This is a genomic window from Rhizobium sp. HT1-10, assembly GCF_049472505.1.
Taxonomy (GTDB): domain Bacteria; phylum Pseudomonadota; class Alphaproteobacteria; order Rhizobiales; family Rhizobiaceae; genus Rhizobium.
This window is the reverse complement of the sequence record NZ_JBCEBQ010000011.1, coordinates 67,578-90,854: the sequence shown is the minus strand read 5'-3', so window position 1 is coordinate 90,854 and position 23,277 is coordinate 67,578. Positions and strand designations below refer to the sequence as shown.

The window sequence follows — 23,277 nt, the reverse complement described above, 5'->3', positions numbered from 1 at the left end:
AATCACGTTCATTTGCCTCTCCTCGCCCTTCACACCTTATTGCTGCCAACAAAAGCCCGAAAGCCTCCGTATGGCCGGCGCAGGTTCCGTCAGTCCAATGGACTGGCGAAAGACATCTGCGCCAAGCATTAAGTGTAACTTCTCTTCGAAACACCAGAGCGAAGTCGTTCGTCAGCGCCAGAAGCGCCGCCGTCTTCGTCAGTGAGCGGCTTATAGGCCCTCACCCTCGGAATAGTCAACACACCTCCCTCCAAGTTTTTTGACAAATTTATAACAGACTGTTTTCATTGATTTATTCGACACATTTTTATTGTCTTCGCCAAACTACCCCAGATCTGCCGACGTCGCGCCGGACGACGTAGGACACCCAAATCCCGGTGATCATCGCAATTTCGACCGCGCGGCAGGCCTTCTTGGCGTTATCGAGGCTCCCCTCCCCCGCGATGGAACCAAAAGCGCGCTCGTGCCGTTCTGTGGCCAGAGTTTATAGGAGCACATCATGGCCACCACGACCGACGACATCAAGAATGGCATGAGCCGCGACATCGGCGCACTTCAGGCGGAAGTCACCCGTCTTCAGAAGCTGATCGCCACCCAGGGCGCCGACACCTACAGCGATCTTCGCGACAAGGCGGGCAGGCTCTATGACGAAGCCGCTCCGAAGGCGAAGAACGCCGTCGCGCAGATCAAGGCCGAAAGCGCTGCAGCGGCCGACGCTGCCCGCGAACATGCCGCAGCCACAACGACGGCTCTCGTCCTTGTCGGGATCATCGGTTTTGTCGCTGGCTATGTGATATCCGGCGCATCGCAGCCCGAACCGCAGCGCGGCTGGTGGCGCTGAGGTCAGCGACATCAGACCATAGCGCTGACGTCACGATAAAAGGCCTGCCCGATCGGGCGGGCCTTTGTCTTATTCGCAAATCATGCTTTACTGATGTTTCATAGAAACAGTGCGTCGAGGCGGAGTAGAAGACATCAACGGGAGGACGTTATGGAAATCGCCAGACTGGAGAGCATCGTCGAAGTCAGTGTCGTCAAGGCCGGCGTCAGCCGGGCCGTGGGCATCATGAGCATGCGCCAGGCGCTCGACCTCCCGGATATTCCCAATCTTATCTATTCCCATCCCGACCCGGCCAAGGCTGCCGCCGGCGTCGAAGTCAATCGCCGCGATCTCGAAGGCCTGCTCGTCCGCCATTAAGTCTCGCCTCTAACGGCGCGCCAGACGCGTCTGTTGGAGCCGACGCCGATTGCATGCGCCATCGGGACATGCGAAACCGGCGCGGATGACAACAGAGGCAGGACGCAGGGGTGAAACAGCGGCATTTTCCGCAACGACATGACCGGGGCGGCAAAGGCCGCGAAGCGGACGGCAAAAGGGTGACTCTGCCCCGCGCGCTGTCGAAACTCGGCTATTGCTCGCGCACCCAGGCGGAATCCTTGATTGCCGAGGGTCGGGTCAGCGTCGATGGCCGCGTGGTCAGCGATCCCGCAGCCTGGATAGACCTCGATCAAGCACGTATCGGCGTCGACGGCACGCTTGTCACTGCGGAAGCCAAGATCTACCTGATGCTGAACAAGCCGCGCGGTCTGGTGACGACCCGCCATGACCCGCAGGGACGACCGACCGTCTATGACTGCCTGAAATCGTCCGATGCGCCACATCTGTCGCCGGTCGGCCGGCTCGACAAGGCGAGCGAGGGCCTTCTCCTCTTTACGAACGACACTGTCCTTGCCCAGGCGCTGCTCGATCCTATCACCCACGTCGCCAAGACCTATCATGTCCAGGTGGACCGGCAGATGGACGATACACAGCTGGCGCGGATGACTGCAGGCGTCACCTCGGACGGCGAGTGGCTGACGGCGAGCTCAGCCAGCCTGCTGCGCCATGGCGAACGCAACGCATGGATAGAGGTCGAGTTGCGCCAGGGAAGAAACCGGCAGATCCGGCGCATGCTCGAAGTGCTCGGGATCGAATGCCTGCGACTGGTGCGCGTCGGCTTCGGCGACCTGCAGCTGGGTGAACTGCCGAAGGGCGAAGTGCGCGCCTTGAGCGAGGTTGAAGTGCGCGGCCTGCGGCAGGCGAGCGGCATTGAAAAGAGCAACGGGCTCTTCAAGAGGCTATAGAAGGCAATGCAACCCGAACACTTCTGGCAAGAGCTCGAGCCTCCCGGTGCGCCATCACCGACCGGCCCGTACCGGGAGTTTTATCCGGCTGAATTCGCCGGCGGGCAGTTGCGGCTGCCGATCAGGGTGCTCGCGGATGGCGAGTCTGCGCTGGCGTCGCTTATCATCAACCAAGCAAGCTTCGCCGTGCAAGAGGCATTGGCAAGCGCGCTTGCAGAGAAAATCCGCGGTCTTGCCCCCGATATGGTAATCGGCCTGCCGACACTGGGGCTGACCCTTGCCGCCGCCGTTGCCCGCCATCTCGGCCACAGCCGCTATGTGCCGCTCGGAACCTCGAGAAAATTCTGGTACCGCGATGAATTGTCGGTCGCACTCTCTTCCATCACCACGCCGGACCGGAAACGCCTCTATATCGACCCCCGCATGCTGCCTCTGATCGAGGGGCGGCGCGTGGCACTGGTGGACGACGTGATCTCCAGCGGCACCTCGATCGCTGCTGGGCTCGAACTTCTGGGCCTCTGCGGCATCGAGCCCGTGGTGATCGGCGCCGCCATGCTGCAATCGGACCGGTGGCGACAGCGCCTGGACGGCATCGATCCGAAATGGGCTGCACGCGTCGAAGGCGTCCTTTCCACGCCGATCCTGCAGCCGGCCGAAGGCGGCGGGTGGCAGCGACCGGCGTCAGCATAGGCGGACATTCCCCGTCGATGATGGATCGAACGCGGTTGACAACCGCGACCGGCAATTTATGGATCGGCGGACAACGTGCATCCCGACGGGATGCCCAGACGATTGGTGATCCCTTTGCGCATCCTTTCCGAAGCTCATTTTCCCGAACTGCCAAACTATTATCGCGGCAAGGTGCGGGAGAACTACGACCTGCCGGATGGCAACCGGATCATCATCAGCACTGACAGGCTCAGCGCCTTCGACCGTATCCTCACCTGCATTCCCTATAAGGGGCAAGTGCTGACCCAGACGGCGCGCTACTGGTTCGAGGCAACGAGCGACATCTGCCCCAACCATGTTGTCGCCTATCCCGACCCCAATGTCGTCGTCGGCAAGCGCCTCGACATCCTGCCGGTAGAAATCGTCGTGCGCGGCTATCTCGCCGGGACGACAGGCACGTCGATCCTGACGTTGTACAAGAAGGGCGAGCGTACGATGTACGGCATCTCGCTGCCCGATGGCATGCGTGACAACCAGATCCTTCCCCAGCCGATCATCACCCCCACCAGCAAGGAATTCGATGGTGGGCACGATGCGCCGCTGACGCCGAAGGAGATCGTCGATGGCGGTTTGCTGACCGAGGCGCAATGGCAGACGCTATCCACTTATGCCTTTGCGCTCTTTGCGCGCGGCCAGCAGCTTGCGCTTGAGCGCGGGCTCATTCTGGTCGACACCAAATATGAGTTCGGCGTCGATGAAAACGGCACCATCATCCTTGCCGACGAGATCCATACGCCCGACAGCAGCCGCTACTGGATTGCCGAGAGCTATCAGGAAAGCTTTGAAAAAGGCGAACGCCCCGCCAGCTTCGACAAGGATTTCGTGCGCAGCTGGGTCGCGGCGCGGTGCGATCCCTACACCGACGAAATACCTGAAATTCCTCAGGAACTGGTCGAGCAGACGTCGAAGGTCTACATCGCTGCCTATGAGGCAATCACGGCCAGCCGCTTTGTTCCGGACGACCGCGGTGAGACCCCTCTCGCCCGGGTCCGCGCAAGCTTGCGCGATTATTTTCCGACGCCCGCATAAACGCTCTTGCCAAGCGGCAGCCGATGCTATCCCGCCCGCAACGTGACCTCGCAGTCGTCTGAAACGCTCGCGGCGAGGCTGTGCGAGGGTATGCTTTTTGCAACACTTGAAAAAAAACGTTTGCCGTAGCCGGCGTTTCACGGCTCTGTGCGCGCAATCATCCCCGCGAATCTGCGAGGGGGGACTGTGATCTTGCAAATGCCATTGCTAGATTGACGCGACTCCGGGCCACCCTTCGCAAACCGTGAATGTGTGTGATCTTGGCACGAAGCGGTAAAGACTTCGTAAACGCACTAATGTTGATTAGAATTGTGGGAAATAATGTGATGGTTTCCATTCGTACAGCCGCTCCCGCCCTGCTGCTTATTCTGGCAGGCTGTGTAAGCGGTCCAGATCATAAGCCGCCGGTGATGCCTCTGCCGGCGAAATTCTCGGAAGGCGGTACGAAATCCAACGACGACGTCTCCAGCCGCAAGTGGTGGACAGACTATCACGACTCCCGGCTTGAAAGCCTGGTCAACACGGGACTCTCCCAGAACATTTCCATCCTGTCGTCGATCGAAGCGACCATCGCTGCCGAAGGTGACGTGACCGTGGCCGGTGCCGGCGGACTACCGAACTTGAGCGCTGACGCGTCACAGACCACGAGCGGTCAAAGCGGTAAGCTGCGCACGCGCACGAACACCACCAACACCAGCAGCGGCGACTTGACGGCCTCCTGGCTGCTCGACCTTTTCGGTCAGTACCGTCGTGCCCGCGAAGGCGCACTCGATACGCTCGACGCCTCCTACGCCACTGTCGACGTGACCCGCCTCACCTATCTGCAGGATCTCGTCAACAGCTACATCAGCGCGCGCTACTATCAGGCGCTTATCGGTGTCGCCAACGAGAACCTGAAGTCGCGTCGCGAGACGCTCGAACTGACCAAGTTCCAGCTGCAGGCCGGTGCAGCTTCGCGTCTGGATGTCGTCCAGGCCGAAGGTCTGGTGAATTCTTCCCTGGCGGAACTGCCGCCGAACGAGATCGCCTTCCGCAAGCAGGTGCATCACATTGCCACCCTGCTGAATGTGCCGTCAGCGACCGTTATGGCGGAAATGAAGTCCAATGGCGGCCAGCCAGTGTTCCGTGGCAGTGTCAGCACCGGCGTACCAGCCGATCTTATTCGCAACCGTCCGGATATCCGCAGGGCGGAACGCCAGCTGGCGGCAGCCACTGCGGAAATTGGCGTCGCCGAAGCCAAGCTTTATCCAAGCATCTCGCTCAGCGGCTCGATCTCGCCCTCCTACGTCACCTCAGGCGGTTCGAAGGGTAGTCTGACGTCCTGGTCGTTCGGCCCGACGCTGAACTTGCCGATTCTCGATGGCGGCCTCCTGCGCGCCAACGTCAAGATCGCCGAATCCAACGCCCGCACCGCCTATCTGACCTGGAAGTCGACCGTCCTGTCGGCCGTCGAAGATGTCGAGAACGCGCTTTCGGCAGTCACCCGCGACGCCCAGACGATCTCGGCGCTGCGTGCCCAGGTGAAGTCCTACCAGGAAGCACTGCGTCTCTCGACCGCAAGCTACAAGGACGGCGCGTCCTCATTGCTCGACGTCATCACCGCGCAGCTGCAGGTCACCTCGGCACAGGAAAGCCTAGCCGCGGCCGTCCAGACGAGCGCCGCCGACTATGTTTCTCTGAATGTCGCCATCGGCGCCGGCTATGTCGCCGCCAGCCCGGACAAGGTTACGCCGGTCCGCGTCGCCAAGAAGATGTAAGTCTTCGGCGAACCGACGCGCAGCCGATCTACAAGCCGCCGCAGCTACCCTGCGGCGGTTTTGTTTTGTCCGAAGGGCTGAAAGTGCACTTAGGCCGTTCCCAAACGCAAACGGCGCATCCACACCTGCGGATACGCCGTTTCAATCGCGCAACAAAAAGGCCGGAAAAATCCGGCCTTCCGTTATCCGCTTGCTATCAGTGCCAGTACATCCGTGGTCAAAGTGTAAGCGGATTTGCATACAGACTGGGCGCGAAAGGTTAACAAATCGTTAACGTATTTGCGCAATCGCGAATTAACGATACCGGGCGCATTGCGTGGTATCGAAAGTCCGCCGCCGCATGACTTGATTGAAAGATGGGGACGCAGACGCCAGTTTCAAGATGCGGGTCGCAGAATTCTGTTCAAGCTGCATTCATTCGGCCCTCGTTAAAAGTTTGTATCAATGAGCCAATTGCACGAATTGCTGCTAGAAATCGGGGGAAGAACCAGATGAAGACGATACTTCTTGCAACGGCTGCACTGATCGGTGCGCTGGGATTGCCGGCTATCGCCGAGGCAGCTTCCGGTTTTTCGACGGCTAACGTCAACATGCGCTCCGGTCCCAGCACGGCCTACCCCGCCGTAACGCTCATCCCCATCGGCGCTCCGCTGCGAATCAATGGTTGCCTGGCCGACCTGCCTTGGTGCGATGTCTCCTTCGCAGGTGGCCGGGGTTGGGTCGCGGGCCGCTACGTTCAGGCAGTCTATCAGCAGCGACGCATTTATGTCGGCCCGCAATATTACCGCCCGCTCGGCATCCCGACGATCACCTTCGACTTGGATAATTACTGGGACCGCAACTATCGCGGCCGCGACTTCTATCGGGATCGCGATCGCTGGGCACGGGGCACCGATTGGGACCGCGACGGCGGGGCGCCTGTCTATCGCCGTCCCCCTCCTCCGCCGGTCTATGATCCGCAGGACGATGACCAGGACAACTGGCAGAGGCGCCCCCCGCGCCAGCCGCTTTACGGCGACGACTATCAGGGCGACAACACTCCTCCGCCGCGCTACCGCCCACGGTACAACAATGATGGCGACCAGCCGCGCTATGACGACCGAGATCGGAACGATTTCGGCGGCGACAACAATCCGCCGCCGCGGCGCCGTCCGCAGCCTGATCAGGCCCAGCAGCCGCAGCCGCAGCAGCAGCAACCACGCCCTCCGCGTCAGCAACCGCCGCAGGCTCAGGCCCCTCAACCCCAGCCACCGCAGCCGCCTCAGCCACCGGCGCCTCCACCTCAGCCCCAGGCCGTCCAGTCTCAGCAGCCGCCGCAGGCAAGGCAGCCGGATAACAATGGCCCCCGCGTGTTACGTCGGGGTCGGGGCGACGATGACCAACCGATCACGGTTCCATGCAATAATGGCTATACCACCTGTGCACCCCGTGCGGCGCACAACTAGGCTGGCCGGAACGCGCAAAAACACGAAGGTCGCCATACCGGCCTTCGTGTTTCTCTACCTGAGAATGTTTTAGAGTTCAGTGGCTGGTCAGATCGGCTTCGCGCGTCGCGGACATGAAGATCTCGCGCGCCTCCTCAGCCGATCGGCGGCCGGCAATGGCAGCGCGGCAAACGCTGCGCGCGGCAACGTAGAGAGGACCTCGTCTGTCAGGCCACATATCGCTGAGGCAGCGAAGCGCCTCGAACGGCCCGCTGACGGTCCGCGAGTCCCCCTGGCTAAAGCCTACTTCTACGGGATTGGTCCATTTCACCTGTCGCATAAGCCTGTCTCCTCCTGACCAATGCTTGCGTGCATCCTCCTCGATGCGACGCCACGGCCATTGTCCATTAGTCCTCTAAAAAAGACAACAGTCGAATTTCTAGGGTCTACTGCTCATACTTCGCCACCCGCCGCGCTTCTTCGCGGGACAGCCCAGCGCGCCGACCGAGCTTTTCCAGCCCGAAAAAGCGATCGAGAAGCGAAAGCAGCCAGATTTGAAAACGATGGATCATCCGACAATCCTCCCAAGTGTAGAGGAAACGCTGGATCGCAATTTCCGTTCCTTGGAAGGCGGATCGACACGTAGTGGACGGTCGGTCCAAGCGAATGTACGTCCCAAACCTTCAGTCAAGCGGGCGCTCTAGAAGGTGCCTTGCGCTCCGTCGGCCGTCAGCATCTTGAACTTCGTTCCGTCCGTGAGGATCTTGGCGCAGCCGGTGCTGCCGTTTGGCGAGCGGATGCAGATGCTGCCGTTGGTGACTTTGTAACCCTTATTGCTGCCTTCCTTATAGGTGAAGCCATTGGCAGCAGTCTTGCCGGCAGCGCTTGGCCCCAGATGCTTGACGATTTCCGCCTTGGTGGCTGCGCGCATCGCGGCGAAAGCGGGGCTCGTTAGCAAGGCGAGACCGATGGAACCTGTGGCGGCCAGGTTGGCGAGCTTCTTTATCATGATGATATATCCCTTGGGAGCGGCTCAGCGCCGGATCACCGCCTTTGGCGGAGCGGCCTAAAAATACAGATGACGGCCGATTGTGCAATGTAGCGAAGCGAGTTCGGGCCGGTTTCGCCCCAACAAAAAATAGGCACTCCGGCCTGAGCCGGAGTGCCTTGTTGATAGTCCTTCTCGCCTGCGAGCCGGCTCTATCAGATTGCAAGCCCGGCTGAAGGAATTGCTTTCTCGGTCACAGGATCGTTGGGGTTTATGTCGTCCTGGGGCTCAATAATCGGCGGAACGGCCGGTTTTTCCTGCGTCCGGTCCGGTATGCCGGGGGTCGCGAGAGGGCCGCGCGGCGTATCGGCGTCTGGTGTTGGAAGAGGATCGCGATTTGGCATGGCTTTCTCCTTTCAAGGTCAACTGCGGCGGCCGGTAAAGGTTCCAACATCGGTGATATCGCCGATAGTTGGACGTGAAGAGGCTGTGGGTCCGCCATTAACCGCAAAGAAAAAGCCGGAACAGTCTCAGCGACCGTCCCGGTTTGTCAAATCATGCGAGCCTTATCGGCATCGCGCCGCTTCCGTTAGAGGCGGATGATAACCCCGTTGCGGCGATGATGGCGGCCCCAGTCACGGCGCTGGTGATAGCCGCGATCACGACGCCAGTCGCCACGACCATGGCGAAACTCGCGACGGTCATGACGCCAGTTGCGGCGCTCGTAGCGGTCATGACGCCAGCGGCGCTCGTCCCGGACCTGCACGACATCCGTAGACTGGCTCACCTGGACGGGCGCAAGAGGCGCGGCGGAGGTCGGCGCGGAAACGGCAAAAAGCGATCCGAAAGCCATCGAAGCCGTCAGGAACAATGTTGCGAAAGTTTTCAAGGTGTCTCTCCCGAGTTGGATGCATAACATGCAATCGCATCGAGAATGCATGAACGCGTGATGTGTTCCATGGCGGATGATGATTAGAGGTTGCGAATGGGGGCGACAAATGTGGGCGTCAACGCAATAGTTCGGTCAAAGCCAGCGCGATCCTGGCAAAGCACTGATTGAGATGTGCAAAGCGGCGGCGGGCCTTTAACGCCCCCTTAAATCGCCGTATTTACAGTTCACCCGACAGGTGGGCCGCAGCAGGCGTGGGCAGCGCTATCGCTTAGGCACTCCGCCAATTGGCCCGCAATGGCAACCACATCGAAGGATTGACCGGTCCGCAATGGCAGGCAAAGGCAGATCAGGTCAACGCATCGAACCGTCCTTCGCAGGTAAGCCCGCCCGCGATGACGACGAGTTGACGATCGACGCCGACGACCGCATCGGTGGCCGCTCACCCGGAAAGGGCGCCGGCCGGTCCCGCGAGAAATTTCCCAAGGGCCGCAAGACCGCACGCAACGGTCGCGGCGGCGGTCGGGGCCGCCAGGAGCGGCGCGCGGGACTTGGATTCATCGGCGCCATCAGACGGCTGATCTACTGGTGCCTCGTACTCGCCATCTGGGGCGGCATCGGGCTTGCAGGCGTCGTCCTCTACTACGGTTCACGTATGCCCAGCGCCAGCACCTGGCAGATCCCGGCCCGCCCGCCCAACGTCAAGATCAATGCCATGGACGGCACGGCGCTCGCCAACCGCGGTACCACTGGCGGCGAGGCACTGGCGCTCGAGGATATGTCGCCTTTCATCCCGGAAGCCATCGTCGCCATCGAAGACCGGCGTTTCTACTCGCATTTCGGCGTCGACCCGATCGGCCTCGCGCGTGCCTTCGCGACCAACCTGGTCACCGGCCATACCGTGCAGGGTGGCTCGACCTTGACCCAACAGCTGGCCAAGAACCTGTTCCTCTCGCCTGACCGGACGATGGAGCGCAAGGTCCAGGAAGTGCTCCTGGCCCTCTGGCTCGAGCACACATACACCAAGGACCAGATTCTCGCGATGTACCTCAATCGCGTTTTCTTCGGCTCCAACGCCTTCGGCGTCGAGGCGGCGTCGCGGCGTTACTTCAACAAATCAGCCCGCGACGTGAACCTTGGCGAAGCCGCTATGCTGGCCGGCCTCGTCAAGGCGCCGTCGAAACTCTCGCCGATCCGCGACCCCGCCGCCGCCCAGGCCCGCCAACAGGTGGTGCTGCAGGCCATGCGCGACCAGGGCTACGTAACCGCCGCCGACATCAAGACCGCACTGGCAGCCCCGCCGACGCGGGCAAAGAGCTTCTGGAACGGCGCCCAGAACTATGCGGCCGATATGGTCATGGACCAGCTGCCGGGCCTGATCGGTCCGATCAAGGAAGACGTCGTGGTCGAGACCACCATCGACATGAGCCTGGAAGCCAAGGCCGAGCAGGCGCTTGGCGACGTGCTCGACCATGACAGCAAGAAACTCGACGCCTCCCAGGCGGCCCTCGTCTCCGTCGATGGGTCAGGCGCCATCCGCGCCATCGTCGGCGGCCGTGATTACGCCGAGAGCCAGTTCAACCGCGCCGTCACCGCCAAGCGCCAGCCCGGCTCGGCGTTCAAGCCCTTCGTTTATGCCGCTGCCTTGGAGATGGGACTGACGCCGAGTTCGGTCAGAAACGACGCGCCGGTCAAGATCGGCAACTGGACGCCCGAGAACTACGAGCAGAAATATTCCGGCGTGGTGACGCTGGCGACAGCCCTTGCCCACTCCCTGAATACCATCGCTGCGCAGTTGGTGATGGAGGTGGGTCCGGCGAACGTCATCAAGCTCGCGCACCGGCTCGGCATCGATTCCGAGCTCCAGGACAATGCCTCGATCGCACTCGGCACGTCCGAGGTGTCGCTGCTGGAGCTGACGTCCTCCTATGCAGCCTTCATGAACGGCGGCTACAAGGCTACGCCGCATGTCATTACCAAAGTCACGTCGGCCTCCGGCAAGGTGCTCTACACGGCCAATTTCGGTGATCCGCCCCGCGTCCTCAGCCCCGCCATCGTTACCAACATGAACTACATGATGGAAGGCGTGATGACGTCGGGGACCGGCAAGGCCGCGCGCATTCCGGGCTGGCAGACGGCCGGCAAGTCCGGCACCACGCAATCCTTCCGCGATGCGCTGTTCGTCGGTTTCACCAACGACCTGACGACAGGCGTGTGGTTCGGCAACGACGACGGCAAGTCGATGAAGAAGGTAACGGGCGGCAGCTTGCCAGCCAAGGCCTGGAAGGAATTCATGACCGCAGCCCACAAGGGCCTGACACCGGCGCCGCTTTTCGGCAACGGACAGGTCGTCGAAGGCGACATGCCGATCGCCTCGACGGGCACCGGTACAAATGACCAGGCGACGATATCGGGGATCATCTCGGGTGTCCTTGGCGGCCCAGTGACCGGCAATGCGCCCGCGCGGACGCCGCCGACCGCGCCTTCGGCCATCGCCCCCGCCGTCAACCCGCCGACGGCCACAATCCCGCAACAGCCGGGGCTTGCCGCTGGCGACGAACCTGTCGACATGCCGCCGGTCGGGCCTGGCGAAGACAACAATCCCTATGCCGCGGAAAGACCGACGCCGCCGGCCGATATCGGAGAAGCGCCGAGCGGGGCGCACCCACGCCGCACGACCTTGCTCGACTATCTCATGGGTCGCTGACGCCCCTTGACGTTTCCGGGGACCATTGCCACTTGCACCTTGGACACGGGGCTGATCTTGTACCTGTTCATGCCTGTTTGAGGTCGAGCAGCCACAAGCTGCAACACCTTGAAATAAAGCATGGGCTTTGCCGGATTCCGCTGCATTTCCAGCCTTGCAGTCCGCAAAATCGCTACTTATATAGCCGACATCACCGCAGCGACGACTGCGAAAACCGCAAGACTATCCCGTAAGGGGCTGTCCCCGAAATGCCTGACAGGGGTTTCGACAGTCTGCTTCAATGGAGAATATGACATGGCAAAAGTAATTGGTATCGACCTTGGAACAACGAATTCCTGCGTGTCCGTCATGGACGGCAAGGATGCCAAGGTCATTGAAAATGCCGAAGGCGCGCGCACGACGCCGTCTATGGTGGCTTTCTCCGAGGACGGCGAACGCCTCGTCGGCCAGCCGGCCAAGCGCCAGGCAGTCACCAACCCGACCAACACCCTCTTCGCTGTCAAGCGCCTGATCGGCCGCCGCTTCGAAGATCCGACCGTTGGCAAGGACAAGGACCTCGTCCCCTTCAACATCGTCAAGGGTGACAATGGCGACGCATGGGTCGAAGCCAACGGCAAGGGCTACTCCCCCGCACAGATTTCCGCGATGATCCTTCAGAAGATGAAGGAAACGGCCGAAGCATATCTCGGCGAGAAGGTCACCCAGGCCGTCATCACCGTTCCGGCCTACTTCAACGACGCCCAGCGCCAGGCCACCAAGGACGCTGGCCGCATCGCCGGCCTCGAAGTGCTGCGCATCATCAACGAGCCGACGGCTGCAGCGCTCGCCTACGGCCTCGACAAGAAGGAAGGCAAGACCATTGCCGTCTACGACTTGGGTGGTGGTACCTTCGATATTTCGATCCTCGAAATCGGCGATGGCGTCTTCGAAGTGAAGTCGACCAACGGCGACACCTTCCTCGGCGGTGAAGACTTCGACATGCGCCTCGTCGAATACCTCGTCGGCGAATTCAAGCGCGACAACGGCATCGACCTCAAGGGCGACAAGCTGGCTCTGCAGCGCCTGAAGGAAGCCGCTGAAAAGGCCAAGATCGAACTGTCCTCTTCGCAGCAGACCGAAATCAACCTGCCCTTCATCACCGCCGACGCAACGGGCCCGAAGCATCTGACCCTGAAGCTGACCCGCGCCAAGCTGGAAAGCCTGGTCGACGATCTGGTCCAGCGCACTGTCGCACCGTGCAAGGCAGCCCTCAAGGATGCCGGCGTGACCGCGGCCGAGATCGACGAAGTCGTTCTGGTCGGTGGCATGAGCCGCATGCCGAAGGTCCAGGAAATCGTCAAGCAGCTGTTCGGCAAGGAGCCGCACAAGGGCGTCAACCCTGACGAAGTCGTTGCCATGGGCGCGGCCATCCAGGGCGGCGTTCTGCAGGGCGACGTCAAGGACGTGCTGCTGCTCGACGTGACGCCGCTGTCGCTCGGCATCGAAACGCTCGGCGGCGTATTCACGCGCCTGATCGAACGCAACACGACGATCCCGACCAAGAAGTCGCAGACCTTCTCGACCGCCGACGACAACCAGTCGGCCGTGACGATCCGCGTTTCCCAGGGCGAGCGCGAAATGGCGCAGGACAACAAGCTGCTCGGCCAGTTCGACCTCGTCGGCCTGCCCCCGTCGCCGCGCGGCGTACCGCAGATCGAAGTGACATTCGATATCGACGCCAACGGCATCGTCCAGGTTTCGGCCAAGGACAAGGGCACCGGCAAGGAACAGCAGATCCGCATCCAGGCCTCTGGCGGTCTCTCCGACGCCGAGATCGAAAAGATGGTCAAGGATGCAGAAGCCAATGCCGAAACCGACAAGAAGCGTCGTGACGGTGTCGAAGCCAAGAACCAGGCCGAAAGCCTGATCCACTCCAGCGAGAAGTCGCTGAATGACTTCGGCGACAAGGTTTCGGAAGCCGACCGTACGGCCATTGCCGATGCGATCGCGGCCCTGAAGAACGCCACCGAAGCTTCCGAGCCGGACGCCGAGGACATCAAGGCCAAGACCCAGACACTGATGGAAGCCTCCATGAAGCTCGGCCAGGCGATCTACGAATCGCAGCAGGGTGGCGAGGAAGCTGCAGCAGCAGCCGATGCTGCACGGCACTCTGCCGCTGATGACCACGTTGTCGACGCCGACTATGAGGAAATCAAGGACGACAAGAAGTCCGCATAAGGCACAAGCGCAAACCAGAACGGTTTTGCGGAAACTTCAGTCCGGCTGCCCCTTGGCAGCCGGAAATCCATTTCCGGGGTCTAATCCTGCATGGCTAAAGCAGACTATTACGAAATTCTCGGTGTCTCGCGCTCTGCGGACGAGAAAGAGCTGAAATCTGCCTTCCGCAAGTTGGCGATGGTGCATCATCCCGACAAGAATCCGGGTGATTCCGAAGCCGAGCGCAAGTTCAAGGAATTGAACGAAGCCTACGAGATGCTGAAGGACCCGCAGAAGCGGGCAGCCTACGACCGCTACGGTCACGCAGCCTTCGAGCATGGCGGAATGGGCAATGCAGGCGGCGGAATGGGCGGCGGCGGCGGTTTTTCCGACATCTTCGAAGACATTTTCGGCGAAATGATGGGCGGCGGGCGCCAGCGCCAGCGGTCGTCCGGTGGGCGTGAACGCGGTGCCGATCTTCGCTACAACATGGAAATCTCGCTCGAGGAAGCCTTTGCCGGCAAGACCGCGCAGATCCGCGTCCCGACCTCCATCACCTGCGACGTCTGTTCCGGCTCGGGCGCCAAGCCTGGTACCCAGCCAAAGACCTGTTCGACCTGCCAGGGCTCCGGTCGCGTGCGCGCCGCCCAGGGCTTCTTCTCGATCGAACGCACTTGCCCGACCTGCCATGGCCGCGGCCAGATCATTCCCGATCCCTGCACCAAGTGCCAGGGTCAGGGCCGTGTCACCGAGGAACGCTCGTTGTCGGTCAACATTCCGGCCGGTATCGAGGACGGCACCCGCATCCGCCTGCAGGGCGAAGGCGAAGCCGGCACCCGTGGCGGCCCGGCTGGCGACCTCTATATGTTCCTGTCGGTCAAGCCGCATGAGTTCTTCCAGCGCGACGGTGCCGACCTCTATTGCGCCGTGCCGATCTCCATGACCACGGCAGCGCTCGGCGGCACCATCGACGTGGCGACGCTCGACGGCACCAAGTCGCGCGTCACCGTTCCCGAGGGCACCCAAGCCGGCAAGCAGTTCCGGCTGAAGGCCAAGGGAATGCCGGTGCTTCGCTCCGCCCAGGTCGGCGACCTCTATATCCAGGTGCAGATCGAGACGCCGCAGAAGCTGACCAAGCGCCAGCGCGAACTGCTGCAGGAATTCGAGCAGATCTCGTCGCAGGACAACAATCCGGAATCGACGGGCTTCTTTGCCCGCATGAAGGATTTCTTCGACACGCTCAGCGAATAGGCCTTCTGGTCTATCGCGGAATTTCAGGCCGGTAGCGGAAACGCTGCCGGCTTTTTTGCATGACTTCGGCAACACTTTCTGACCAGTTGCAAGACAGGCGTTATTGCGCACTTCAATATCGCTCGTCATTGTCACAATTCCGATGCTAGGATATTTCCCAGCCGGTACAGGCGTTTGTGAAACCCGTGTGATGCGGAGCAATTGCATGTTTCCATTATCGCATATGATGAAGGCCTTTATCCGGAAGGGCCGCCTCACCGTCATCGACGCCGACGGCGAGCGCCATGTATTTTCCGGTACCGAAGGTCCTGAAGTGACGATGCGGCTCACCGACAAGAGGCTCTACCGAACACTGGTCTTCAATGCCGAACTTGCCGCCGGCGAGGCATATATGGACGGCACCATGCGCTTCGAGGAAGGCTCTGGTCTGCGCGACTTCCTCACGCTCTTCTCGATCAACCGCCTGTCGCTCGGCTCCTACCCGATCCAGAAGATCCTTCGCGCCGTGAAGATGCGGTTCCGCAAGCGCCAGCAGTCGAACCGGAAGGGCCAGGCACAGCAGAACGTTGCGCACCACTACGACATCGGCAACGACTTCTACAAACTCTTCCTCGACGACAACATGCTCTACTCCTGCGCCTATTTTCGCGAGCCCGGCGAGACGCTGGAGCAGGCGCAGCGCAACAAACTGCGCCTGCTTGCCAGCAAGCTCTGCCTCAAGCCCGGCATGACTGTGCTCGACATCGGTTGCGGCTGGGGCGACCTGGCGCTTTATCTGGCAAAGCTCGAGGATATTGAGGTGCTTGGCGTCACCCTCTCGAAGGAGCAACAGGCGCTTGCGACCGAGCGGGCCGCCAAGGCCGGTCTCGCCGACCGGGTTAAGTTCGAACTCCGCGACTACCGCGATGTCACCGGGCCCTTCGACCGGATCGTTTCTGTCGGCATGTTCGAGCATGTCGGCGTGCACCACTACGACGAGTTCTTCGCCAAGCTGAACGCGCTGATGCCGGACGATGGGATCGCCGTGCTGCACTCTATCGGCCATATGAGCCCGCCCGGCATGGCCAGTGCCTGGCTGCGGAAATACATCTTTCCCGGTGCCTATTCGCCGGCGCTGTCTGAAGTCTTCGAGGTCGTCGAGCGCAACAGCCTCTGGGTTACAGACCTCGAGTTCTTGCGCGTCCACTATGCAACGACGCTGCAGCATTGGGCCGCGCGCTTCGAAAGCAACCGCGACACGGTCGTGGCCATGTATGACGAGCGCTTCGCGCGCATGTGGGAATTCTACCTGATCAGTGCCGAGATGATGTTCCGGACAGGCAGCCAGCTTGTGTTCCACATGCAGCTCTCCCGCACCCGCGACGCTGCCCCCATCGTTCGCGACTACATCACCGATCAGCAACGTGCCTTCCTCGACAGGGAAAAGTTGCTGAACCTTTCGCTCTGATCTGCAATGCGAGAGCAACGAGAAACTTGCCTTCGTCGCACCATTCCTGATGGCCGGCTGGAATACCGATGGCAAGAAGCTGAACCAATACGTCGGCACTTTCCTCAACAGCAATGCCGCGGCCTGCCCGGTCAACGGTGCCGATTGCGGCTGGGGCGATTGGGCCTTCTGGATGGGCTACACCTATAGCTTCAATCCGAAGATCAACAACACCACGATGGTCGCCTACACCGACTCCAAGACCCTGCAGGTGTCCAGCAATCTCGGCATCCACCCGGTCAAGGATCTGCTGATCATGCCTGAGGTGACCTACATGCACTTCGACGCGGCGAGGACGAGCCAGCGGAGCGGCCTCGATCGATTTCAAAAGCGAGAGCCCAGCTGTCCCTTAGCTCTCGTCCTGCATCTTCTCGCCCTCGGGAGCGCCCACACTCCGGATGAGTGATGTCCCTTCTGCCTTGATTTCACCACCGTAATGTCAACCAACTGACAACGGTCTGTAATGCCAGCGGGTTATTTTCCACCGACACCCAAGGGAGACCGTCATGCACACCGTCGAATTGACCATGTCCGAAATGCTGCGCGATCCGATGGTCCGCCTGATGCTACGCGCCGACCGCGTTCCGCTGCGCGATTTTGCCAGGCTGCTCGAAGAGGCCGCAGAAGCCCGCAACGCCAAGCGCCCGCTAAACGATCTGGCAGCACGGCCGAGATCGCATTAGAAGCAGCGTCGCGCCCACCGGGATAAGGCATTACCTCCCTGCGGAGGGACGCCGACCCGCCGGCGTTCGACCGAACGCCTCTCCTGTCTAGTCCGCGATTTCGGGCTCCACCAGCTTCGCCAGGTTGACCAGCGTCTCTTGCCACCCAAGGTAACACATCTCGACCGGGATGGCGTCGGGAATGCCAGCCTGGGTTATTTCGAGCTCGGTGCCAACCGAGACCTTCTTCAGCAACACCGTGACCTCCATCTCACCCGGCAGGCCTGGATCGTCGAAGCGATCGGTGTAACGCAGGCGCTCGCCCGGCACGAGTTCCTTGAACTCGCCACCGAAACTCAGCGTGTTGCCGCTGGTAAAATTGCGAAACGACATCCGGAACGTACCACCGACGCTGGGCTCGAAATGATGGACCATGCAGACGAAGCCGTTCGGTGCGATCCACTTTGCCAGTGCCTCCGCATCCAGAAAGGCGCGGTAGACTTTCTCCGGGCTGGCAGTCAGAATTCGGTGCAGGCTTACAGTGTTCGGCATGTCATCCTCCCTCCTGATGGGCTGGCAGTAATTATACGCGCGTACCGTGATTTTCCAATACGACCTGGAGTAGATTTTTCGTCTCCACCGCACCGGCAAGCGGCCCACTCAATCCGTTGTGGGCCTCCTCTCGCGCCTTGCCATTCCATACCGATCGGCTTAGCTCTCACCGGACACACGAATCCCGGATGCAGATGCCGCACAAGGTCTCCCTCTCGCGCCTGAAACTGACCGACTTCCGCAACTATGCGGCCGTAGCTCTTGAGCTGGACGCGCGGCATGTCGTGCTGACCGGCGACAACGGCGCCGGCAAGACCAACCTGATGGAGGCCGTATCGCTGCTGTCGCCCGGCCGTGGCCTGCGGCGAGCCGCCTATGGCGACATCGCCCGGGTCAGGGCATCGAGCGGCTTTTCGATCTTTGCGGAAATCGACGGCATGGACGGCGAGGTCGAAATCGGCACAGGTGTCGACACCGCGGACGAAACCGCAACACGCAGGCTGCGCATCAACGGCACGACAGCCAGAACGGTCGACGAACTGACCGACCACCTTCGTGTCGCCTGGCTAACGCCGGCGATGGATGGGCTGTTTACCGGCGGCTCCTCGGATCGCCGTCGCTTTCTCGATCGCCTGGTGCTGTCGCTCGACCCGGCCCATGGGCGCCGCGCAACCGATTTCGAGCGCGCCATGCGCAGCCGCAACAAACTGCTTTCAGACGGCCGCTTCGATCCCGCCTGGCTCTCGGGCATCGAACAGCAGATGGCAAGCCTCGGCATCGCCATGGCTGTCGCGCGCGAGGAAATGCTCGGACTGCTCTCCGGCCTGATTAGCACCAGCCGCGAGGAAACCCCGTTTCCTTCCGCATCCCTGACGCTCTCCGGCTTTTTCGACGGCGGCCTTTCGGGACCCGCTTTCGACCTGGAAGACCGCTACGCCGCCATGCTGCGCGACAACCGCTACCGCGACGCCGGCGCTGGCCGCACCCTCGACGGTCCGCATCGCGCCGACCTGCTGGTCCGCCACCGGGAGAAGGACATGGAGGCCGGGCGCTGCTCGACCGGGGAACAGAAGGCGCTGCTGGTCGGCCTCGTGCTGGCGCATGCACGCCTGGTTGGCAACCTGACCGGCCATGCGCAGGTTCTGCTGCTGGACGAGATCGCCGCCCACCTCGATGAAAACCGGCGCGCGGCGCTGTTCGACCTCATCGACGGCCTCGGAGGTCAGGCCTTCATGACCGGCACCGATCGGGGCATGTTCTCGGCGCTCGGCGCGCGAGCGCAGTTCCTGACCGTCGACCACGGCGCCGTCCAGGCGTAATGCGAGGCTGCCAAGGCCCCGAAAACGATGATAGGATAACCGTATGGAACCCTTGAACTCGGACGAAATCGCCCGCTACCAGCGTCACATCCTGCTGCCGGAGATCGGCGGTGCCGGCCAGCAGAAATTGAAGGCCGCGCGCATCCTGGTGATCGGTGCCGGCGGCCTCGGTGCGCCCGTTCTGCAATACCTGGCCGCTGCCGGCATCGGCACGCTCGGCATCGCCGATGACGACCGCGTATCGCTATCCAACCTGCAGCGTCAGGTGATCCACGATACGGGAACGATCGGCCAATTGAAGACGCGCAGCGCCGCAGACGCCATCGCGCGGCTCAATCCCCATATCCGCACCATCCGTTTCGAGGAGCGCTTTGCCGCCGACACAGCAGCGCGGCAACTCTCCGGCTTTGACCTGGTGGTCGACGGCTCCGACAATTTCGACACGCGCTATGCCGCCGCCGATGCGGCGGAGGCAGCCAAAAAGCCGCTGGTGTCAGGCGCCGTCGGTCGCTTCGACGGATCGCTGACCGTGCTGAAGCCGTATGAGGCGGGATCGTCCGGCCAACCCAACCCCACCTACCGAGACCTCTTCCCCGCGCCGCCGCCCGAGGGTCTGGTGCCCTCCTGCGCCGAAGCCGGCATCGTCGGCGCACTCACCGGCGTGATCGGCACGCTGATGGCGATGGAGGCGATCAAGCTCGTCACCGGTATCGGCGAGCCGCTGGTCGGACGGCTGTTGCTCTATGACGCCCTCTCCGCCCGCTTCGACACCATCCGTTACAAGCGACGTGGCGGGACGGCGCCGTGAACGCGCGCAGGACTCTTCGTGTCGATCACAGCTTTGCAGACTGGGAAGGCCTGCTGGCGCTGATCGGGCGTTCCTTCGCCTATATGGATGGACGCATCGACCCGCCTTCGTCTGCGGTGGCGCTGACAGTGGACGCGCTGCGACAGAAGGCAGACGCTGAAATTGCCTTCGTCGTCATCGAAGACGAGACCTTGGTCGGCTGCGTGTTCTGTCGGCCGGAGCCGGATTGCCTCTATGTCGGCAAGTTGGCAGTCCTGCCGGGTAAGCAGGGCAAGGGCCTCGGCCGCCACCTGCTGGCTTTGGCCGAAGCGACAGCCCGCGATCAGGGACTTCAGGCGTTGCGGCTCGAAACCCGCATCGAGCTTGCGGAAAATCACGCTGCCTTTGCCGCCTGCGGCTTCGTCAAGACGGCGGAAAACGCCCATCCTGGCTTCGATCGGACAACATCGATCGAGATGCGCAAACGGCTGGACCTGTAGGCTCAGCTCTCATCGCCCCGGCAGGACGCGGTTTGGCGGACGGTGACCATCGATGAAGGCGCGAATATTGATGATCACCTTGTCGCCCATCTCGATGCGGCCCTCGATGGTGGCCGAACTCATATGCGGCAGAAGTACCACCTTGCCCTCATTGGCAAGCTTGATCAGCTTCGGATTGACCGCTGGCTCGTTGGAGAAAACATCGAGACCGGCACCGGCGATTTTCCCCGCCCGCAGGATATTGATCAGCGCCGGCTCGTCGATGATATCGCCGCGCGCCGTGTTGACGATGAAAGCGGATGGCTGCAGCAGCGCCAGCCGGCGGGCCGAAATCAGGTGGTAGGTGCCCGGGGTAGACGGGCAGTTGATCGAGATGATGTCGACGCGGGCGAGCATCTGGTCGAGGCTGTCCCAATAGGTCGCCTCCAAAGCGTCCTCTGTCTCCGGACTGACGCGTTTCCTGTTGTGGTAGTGGATCGACAGGCCGAATGCGTTGGCACGGCGGGCGACGGCGGTGCCGATGCGGCCCATGCCGACGATGCCGATGCGCTTGCCCGACAGCCGCCGGCCGAGCATCCAGGTTGGCGACCACCCGGCCCATTCGCCCGGCCTGTCGGTCAAGACCCGCGCGCCTTCCGCCAGCCGCCGCGGCACGGCCAGAATGAGCGCCATGGTCATATCGGCGGTATCTTCGGTCAGAACCCCCGGCGTGTTGGTCACGGTGATGCCCTTGCGCGCCGCCGCATCGACATCGATGTGATCGGTGCCGTTGGAAAAGCCGGCAATCAGCTTCAGTTGCGGCCCTGCCCGCTCGATCAACGCCGCGTCGATCCGGTCCGTGACCGTGGGAACAAGCACCTCGGCGCTCTGCATCGCCGCTGCCAGCTCATCGGCCGTTCGCGGCACGTCGTCGATGTTGAGCTCCGCCTCGAACAGCTCACGCATGCGTGTTTCGACGGCATCGGGCAGTTTGCGCGTCAGATAGACCTTTGGTTTTTTCTTCGTCGTCATGGCGCTCTGCGATGCCTTGTTCAGAGGTCCTTAACCAAGACCAGACATAATTTTATTTGTGCGGGCAGTTCTACCAGACCCGCCGGCGAAGACAAACAGAAGTCGCTTGCGGCATCCACGCATTTACGGATCGCCAAAGCGAAGCGCGCCGGGGCAGCGCGCCAAGACAATCGAACGGAAGACTGATGCGAAGCACCATGATCAAATCCTGCCTTGCATTGGCCCTGAGCCTGACCATGCTGTCAGCCTCGCTGGAGATGGCGCACGCTCAGGCCGCCAAGGGTGCGAGCGGCTTGCCGCTGCCACGCTTCGTGACCCTGAAGTCGAAGCGCGTCAACCTGCGCATCGGCCCGAGCAGCGATTACGCGGTCTCCTGGCTCTACACCCGAGCCGGCCTGCCAGTCGAGATCATCCAGGAATACGACAATTGGCGCCAGGTGCGCGACGCCGACGGCACCGAAGGCTGGGTCAACCAGTCGCTGCTCTCGGGTGCCCGCGCCGCCGTCGCAGCGCCCTGGATGAAGGGCAAAGGCAAGGAAGTCTACGTGAACATGCGCCGCGAGCCGCAGCCGTCAAGCTCGATCATCGCCAAGCTCGAGCCCGGCGTTATACTCGACGTGCGCGAATGCAACGGCACCTGGTGCAAGACTGTCACCGACGGCACTGAAGGCTGGGTGGCGCAATCGGAGATCTGGGGCGCCTATCCCGGCGAGGCCTTCAAATAAGGCCTGCTTCCTTTGCAAGCTTCGACAGCGATTTGTCGGGACGCGGGCCGATCTGCTGGATCACCGTACCTGCCGCCAGGCAACCCAGCCGTCCGCAGTCCTTCAGCTCCCGCCCCTGGGTGTAGCCATAGAGGAAGCCGGAGGCAAAGAGATCGCCGGCGCCCGTGGTATCGACCAGTTCTTCCAGTTCGATTGCCGCCACCTCGTAACGCTCGCCGCCGCGCAGGATGACCGCGCCCTCTTCGCTCATGGTGACGGCCGCGATCTTGCAATCGCGGGCGATCCGCGTCAGCGCTTCCTCGAAATCGTCGGTCTCGTAGAGGCTGAGCGCCTCCTGCCGGTTGGCAAAGACGATGTCGACGGTGCCCGAACGCATCAGCTCGAGGAACTCCTCGCGGTAGCGGCCGACGCAAAAGCTGTCCGAAAGCGTCATCGAGACTTCGCGCCCGTTTTCATGGGCGATGCGGGCGCATTCACGGATGGCTTCCTTGGCGCGCGGCGGGTCCCAGAGATAACCCTCGAAATAGGTGACCTTGGCATCGGCGACGACGTCGGCCTCGACATCCTCCGGCCCTAACTCGACGCAGGCGCCGAGATAGGTATTCATCGAGCGCTCGCCGTCCTCGGTCACGAAGATCATCGAGCGTGCGGTCGGCGGAAAGGTTTCTTTCGGTGCTGTCTGATAGTGGACACCGAGTGCACGAATATCGTGGGTGAAGATCTCACCGAGCTGGTCCTTGGCGACCTTGCCGAAATAGGCGGCCTTGCCGCCAAAGTTGGCGATGCCTGCCGCCGTGTTGCCGGCGCTGCCGCCGGATGCCTCGATCGCCGGCCCCATGCGGGAATAGAGCAATTCGGCGCGCTCTGCGTCGATCAGGTTCATCGCTGCCTTGGTAATGGCATTGTCGATCAGGAACTGGTCGTCGCAGCGGGCAATAATGTCGACGATAGCATTGCCAACGGTCAGTACATCGAAACGTGTCATGAATTAGGGAGCCCCGGTCAGTGTCTTCGCCGGTGTCCGGTCATATCGGGTTTTGAGAAGTTTGGAAGGCGGAATCGTTTCTCGCCCCGCATGAAATCGAGATCGGTCACAGAGCCGTCACTTTTACGGTGTAGAAAAATCTCACGCGACAAGCAT

25 protein-coding genes are annotated in these 23,277 nt (G+C 61.7%); 17 read left to right on the top strand and 8 right to left on the bottom strand.

Annotation, left to right across the window (positions count from 1 at the left end):
• The first annotated feature begins 499 nt into the window (after positions 1-499).
• From VH564_RS22545 to VH564_RS22515, 7 genes are all read left to right on the top strand, one after another.
• On the top strand, positions 500-841 hold the full coding sequence (locus tag VH564_RS22545; RefSeq protein ID WP_423342097.1) for a hypothetical protein: 342 nt from the start codon (positions 500-502) through the stop codon (positions 839-841).
• Positions 842-991: 150 nt separating this feature from the next.
• A complete protein-coding gene (locus VH564_RS22540; RefSeq protein ID WP_423342096.1) occupies positions 992-1,198 on the top strand; it encodes a hypothetical protein in 207 nt (68 codons plus the stop codon).
• Positions 1,199-1,308: 110 nt separating this feature from the next.
• On the top strand, positions 1,309-2,124 hold the full coding sequence (locus VH564_RS22535) for a pseudouridine synthase (RefSeq protein WP_423342095.1): 816 nt from the start codon (positions 1,309-1,311) through the stop codon (positions 2,122-2,124).
• 6 nt (positions 2,125-2,130) lie between these two features.
• The gene (locus VH564_RS22530) at positions 2,131-2,814 is read left to right on the top strand and encodes a phosphoribosyltransferase (RefSeq protein WP_423342094.1); all 684 of its coding nucleotides are present in this window, start codon (positions 2,131-2,133) and stop codon (positions 2,812-2,814) included.
• Positions 2,815-2,928: 114 nt separating this feature from the next.
• Positions 2,929-3,882: a phosphoribosylaminoimidazolesuccinocarboxamide synthase gene (locus VH564_RS22525; RefSeq protein ID WP_423342093.1), complete on the top strand. Its 954-nt coding sequence runs from the start codon at positions 2,929-2,931 to the stop codon at positions 3,880-3,882.
• Positions 3,883-4,208: 326 nt separating this feature from the next.
• Complete coding sequence (locus VH564_RS22520) at positions 4,209-5,639, top strand: efflux transporter outer membrane subunit (protein WP_423342092.1); 1,431 nt, start codon at positions 4,209-4,211, stop codon at positions 5,637-5,639.
• A 491-nt stretch (positions 5,640-6,130) separates the two neighbouring features.
• Positions 6,131-7,084 (top strand): SH3 domain-containing protein, encoded by a 954-nt coding sequence (locus tag VH564_RS22515; RefSeq protein WP_423342091.1) that lies wholly within the window; start codon positions 6,131-6,133, stop codon positions 7,082-7,084.
• 76 nt (positions 7,085-7,160) lie between these two features.
• Here VH564_RS22515 and VH564_RS22510 read toward each other — a convergent pair whose 3' ends face one another.
• From VH564_RS22510 to VH564_RS22490, 5 genes are all read right to left on the bottom strand, one after another.
• Positions 7,161-7,403 carry a DUF982 domain-containing protein gene (locus VH564_RS22510; RefSeq protein WP_423342090.1) on the bottom strand — a complete coding sequence of 81 codons (243 nt, stop codon included), beginning with the start codon at positions 7,401-7,403 and terminating at the stop codon, positions 7,161-7,163.
• Positions 7,404-7,509: 106 nt separating this feature from the next.
• The gene (locus VH564_RS22505) at positions 7,510-7,635 is read right to left on the bottom strand and encodes a hypothetical protein (RefSeq protein ID WP_423342089.1); all 126 of its coding nucleotides are present in this window, start codon (positions 7,633-7,635) and stop codon (positions 7,510-7,512) included.
• A gap of 128 nt (positions 7,636-7,763) precedes the next feature.
• A complete protein-coding gene (locus tag VH564_RS22500; protein WP_423342088.1) occupies positions 7,764-8,072 on the bottom strand; it encodes a hypothetical protein in 309 nt (102 codons plus the stop codon).
• A 194-nt stretch (positions 8,073-8,266) separates the two neighbouring features.
• Positions 8,267-8,455 carry a hypothetical protein gene (locus VH564_RS22495; protein ID WP_423342087.1) on the bottom strand — a complete coding sequence of 63 codons (189 nt, stop codon included), beginning with the start codon at positions 8,453-8,455 and terminating at the stop codon, positions 8,267-8,269.
• Between the two features lie 185 nt (positions 8,456-8,640).
• Entirely contained in the window at positions 8,641-8,940 is a 300-nt protein-coding gene (locus tag VH564_RS22490; protein WP_423342086.1) for a hypothetical protein, read from the bottom strand.
• A gap of 331 nt (positions 8,941-9,271) precedes the next feature.
• On the opposite strand from VH564_RS22490, the gene VH564_RS22485 reads away from it, so the two are divergent.
• From VH564_RS22485 to VH564_RS22460, 6 genes are all read left to right on the top strand, one after another.
• Positions 9,272-11,647: a PBP1A family penicillin-binding protein gene (locus VH564_RS22485; protein ID WP_423342085.1), complete on the top strand. Its 2,376-nt coding sequence runs from the start codon at positions 9,272-9,274 to the stop codon at positions 11,645-11,647.
• A 294-nt stretch (positions 11,648-11,941) separates the two neighbouring features.
• Positions 11,942-13,864: a molecular chaperone DnaK gene (gene dnaK, locus VH564_RS22480; RefSeq protein ID WP_423342084.1), complete on the top strand. Its 1,923-nt coding sequence runs from the start codon at positions 11,942-11,944 to the stop codon at positions 13,862-13,864.
• Positions 13,865-13,954: 90 nt separating this feature from the next.
• Positions 13,955-15,094, top strand: a complete 1,140-nt coding sequence (gene dnaJ, locus VH564_RS22475; protein WP_423342083.1) for a molecular chaperone DnaJ — start codon at positions 13,955-13,957, stop codon at positions 15,092-15,094.
• 205 nt (positions 15,095-15,299) lie between these two features.
• Positions 15,300-16,541: a class I SAM-dependent methyltransferase gene (locus tag VH564_RS22470; RefSeq protein WP_423342082.1), complete on the top strand. Its 1,242-nt coding sequence runs from the start codon at positions 15,300-15,302 to the stop codon at positions 16,539-16,541.
• 49 nt (positions 16,542-16,590) lie between these two features.
• Positions 16,591-16,986: a porin gene (locus VH564_RS22465; protein ID WP_423342081.1), complete on the top strand. Its 396-nt coding sequence runs from the start codon at positions 16,591-16,593 to the stop codon at positions 16,984-16,986.
• Between the two features lie 100 nt (positions 16,987-17,086).
• On the top strand, positions 17,087-17,263 hold the full coding sequence (locus VH564_RS22460; protein ID WP_423342080.1) for a hypothetical protein: 177 nt from the start codon (positions 17,087-17,089) through the stop codon (positions 17,261-17,263).
• Positions 17,264-17,350: 87 nt separating this feature from the next.
• Here the strand turns inward: VH564_RS22460 and VH564_RS22455 are convergent, their stop codons facing one another.
• Positions 17,351-17,794, bottom strand: coding sequence for an SRPBCC family protein (locus tag VH564_RS22455; RefSeq protein WP_423342079.1), 444 nt, complete (start codon positions 17,792-17,794; stop codon positions 17,351-17,353).
• A 194-nt stretch (positions 17,795-17,988) separates the two neighbouring features.
• Between VH564_RS22455 and recF the strand changes: the two genes are divergently transcribed.
• The 3 genes from recF to VH564_RS22440 are packed head-to-tail and all read left to right on the top strand — an operon-like array spanning position 17,989 to position 20,400.
• A complete protein-coding gene (gene recF, locus VH564_RS22450; RefSeq protein ID WP_423342101.1) occupies positions 17,989-19,113 on the top strand; it encodes a DNA replication/repair protein RecF in 1,125 nt (374 codons plus the stop codon).
• A 43-nt stretch (positions 19,114-19,156) separates the two neighbouring features.
• Positions 19,157-19,921 (top strand): molybdopterin-synthase adenylyltransferase MoeB, encoded by a 765-nt coding sequence (locus tag VH564_RS22445; RefSeq protein WP_423342078.1) that lies wholly within the window; start codon positions 19,157-19,159, stop codon positions 19,919-19,921.
• A complete protein-coding gene (locus tag VH564_RS22440) occupies positions 19,918-20,400 on the top strand; it encodes a GNAT family N-acetyltransferase (RefSeq protein WP_423342077.1) in 483 nt (160 codons plus the stop codon). Before VH564_RS22445 ends, VH564_RS22440 begins: the two co-directional genes overlap by 4 nt.
• 9 nt (positions 20,401-20,409) lie before the next feature.
• Here the strand turns inward: VH564_RS22440 and VH564_RS22435 are convergent, their stop codons facing one another.
• Complete coding sequence (locus VH564_RS22435) at positions 20,410-21,411, bottom strand: 2-hydroxyacid dehydrogenase (protein WP_423342076.1); 1,002 nt, start codon at positions 21,409-21,411, stop codon at positions 20,410-20,412.
• A gap of 185 nt (positions 21,412-21,596) precedes the next feature.
• On the opposite strand from VH564_RS22435, the gene VH564_RS22430 reads away from it, so the two are divergent.
• Positions 21,597-22,136 (top strand): SH3 domain-containing protein, encoded by a 540-nt coding sequence (locus VH564_RS22430; RefSeq protein ID WP_423342075.1) that lies wholly within the window; start codon positions 21,597-21,599, stop codon positions 22,134-22,136.
• On the opposite strand, the gene VH564_RS22425 is transcribed toward VH564_RS22430, so the two are convergent.
• Positions 22,129-23,121 (bottom strand): adenosine kinase, encoded by a 993-nt coding sequence (locus VH564_RS22425; RefSeq protein WP_423342074.1) that lies wholly within the window; start codon positions 23,119-23,121, stop codon positions 22,129-22,131. The genes VH564_RS22430 and VH564_RS22425 overlap by 8 nt on opposite strands.
• Positions 23,122-23,277: the final 156 nt, after the last annotated feature.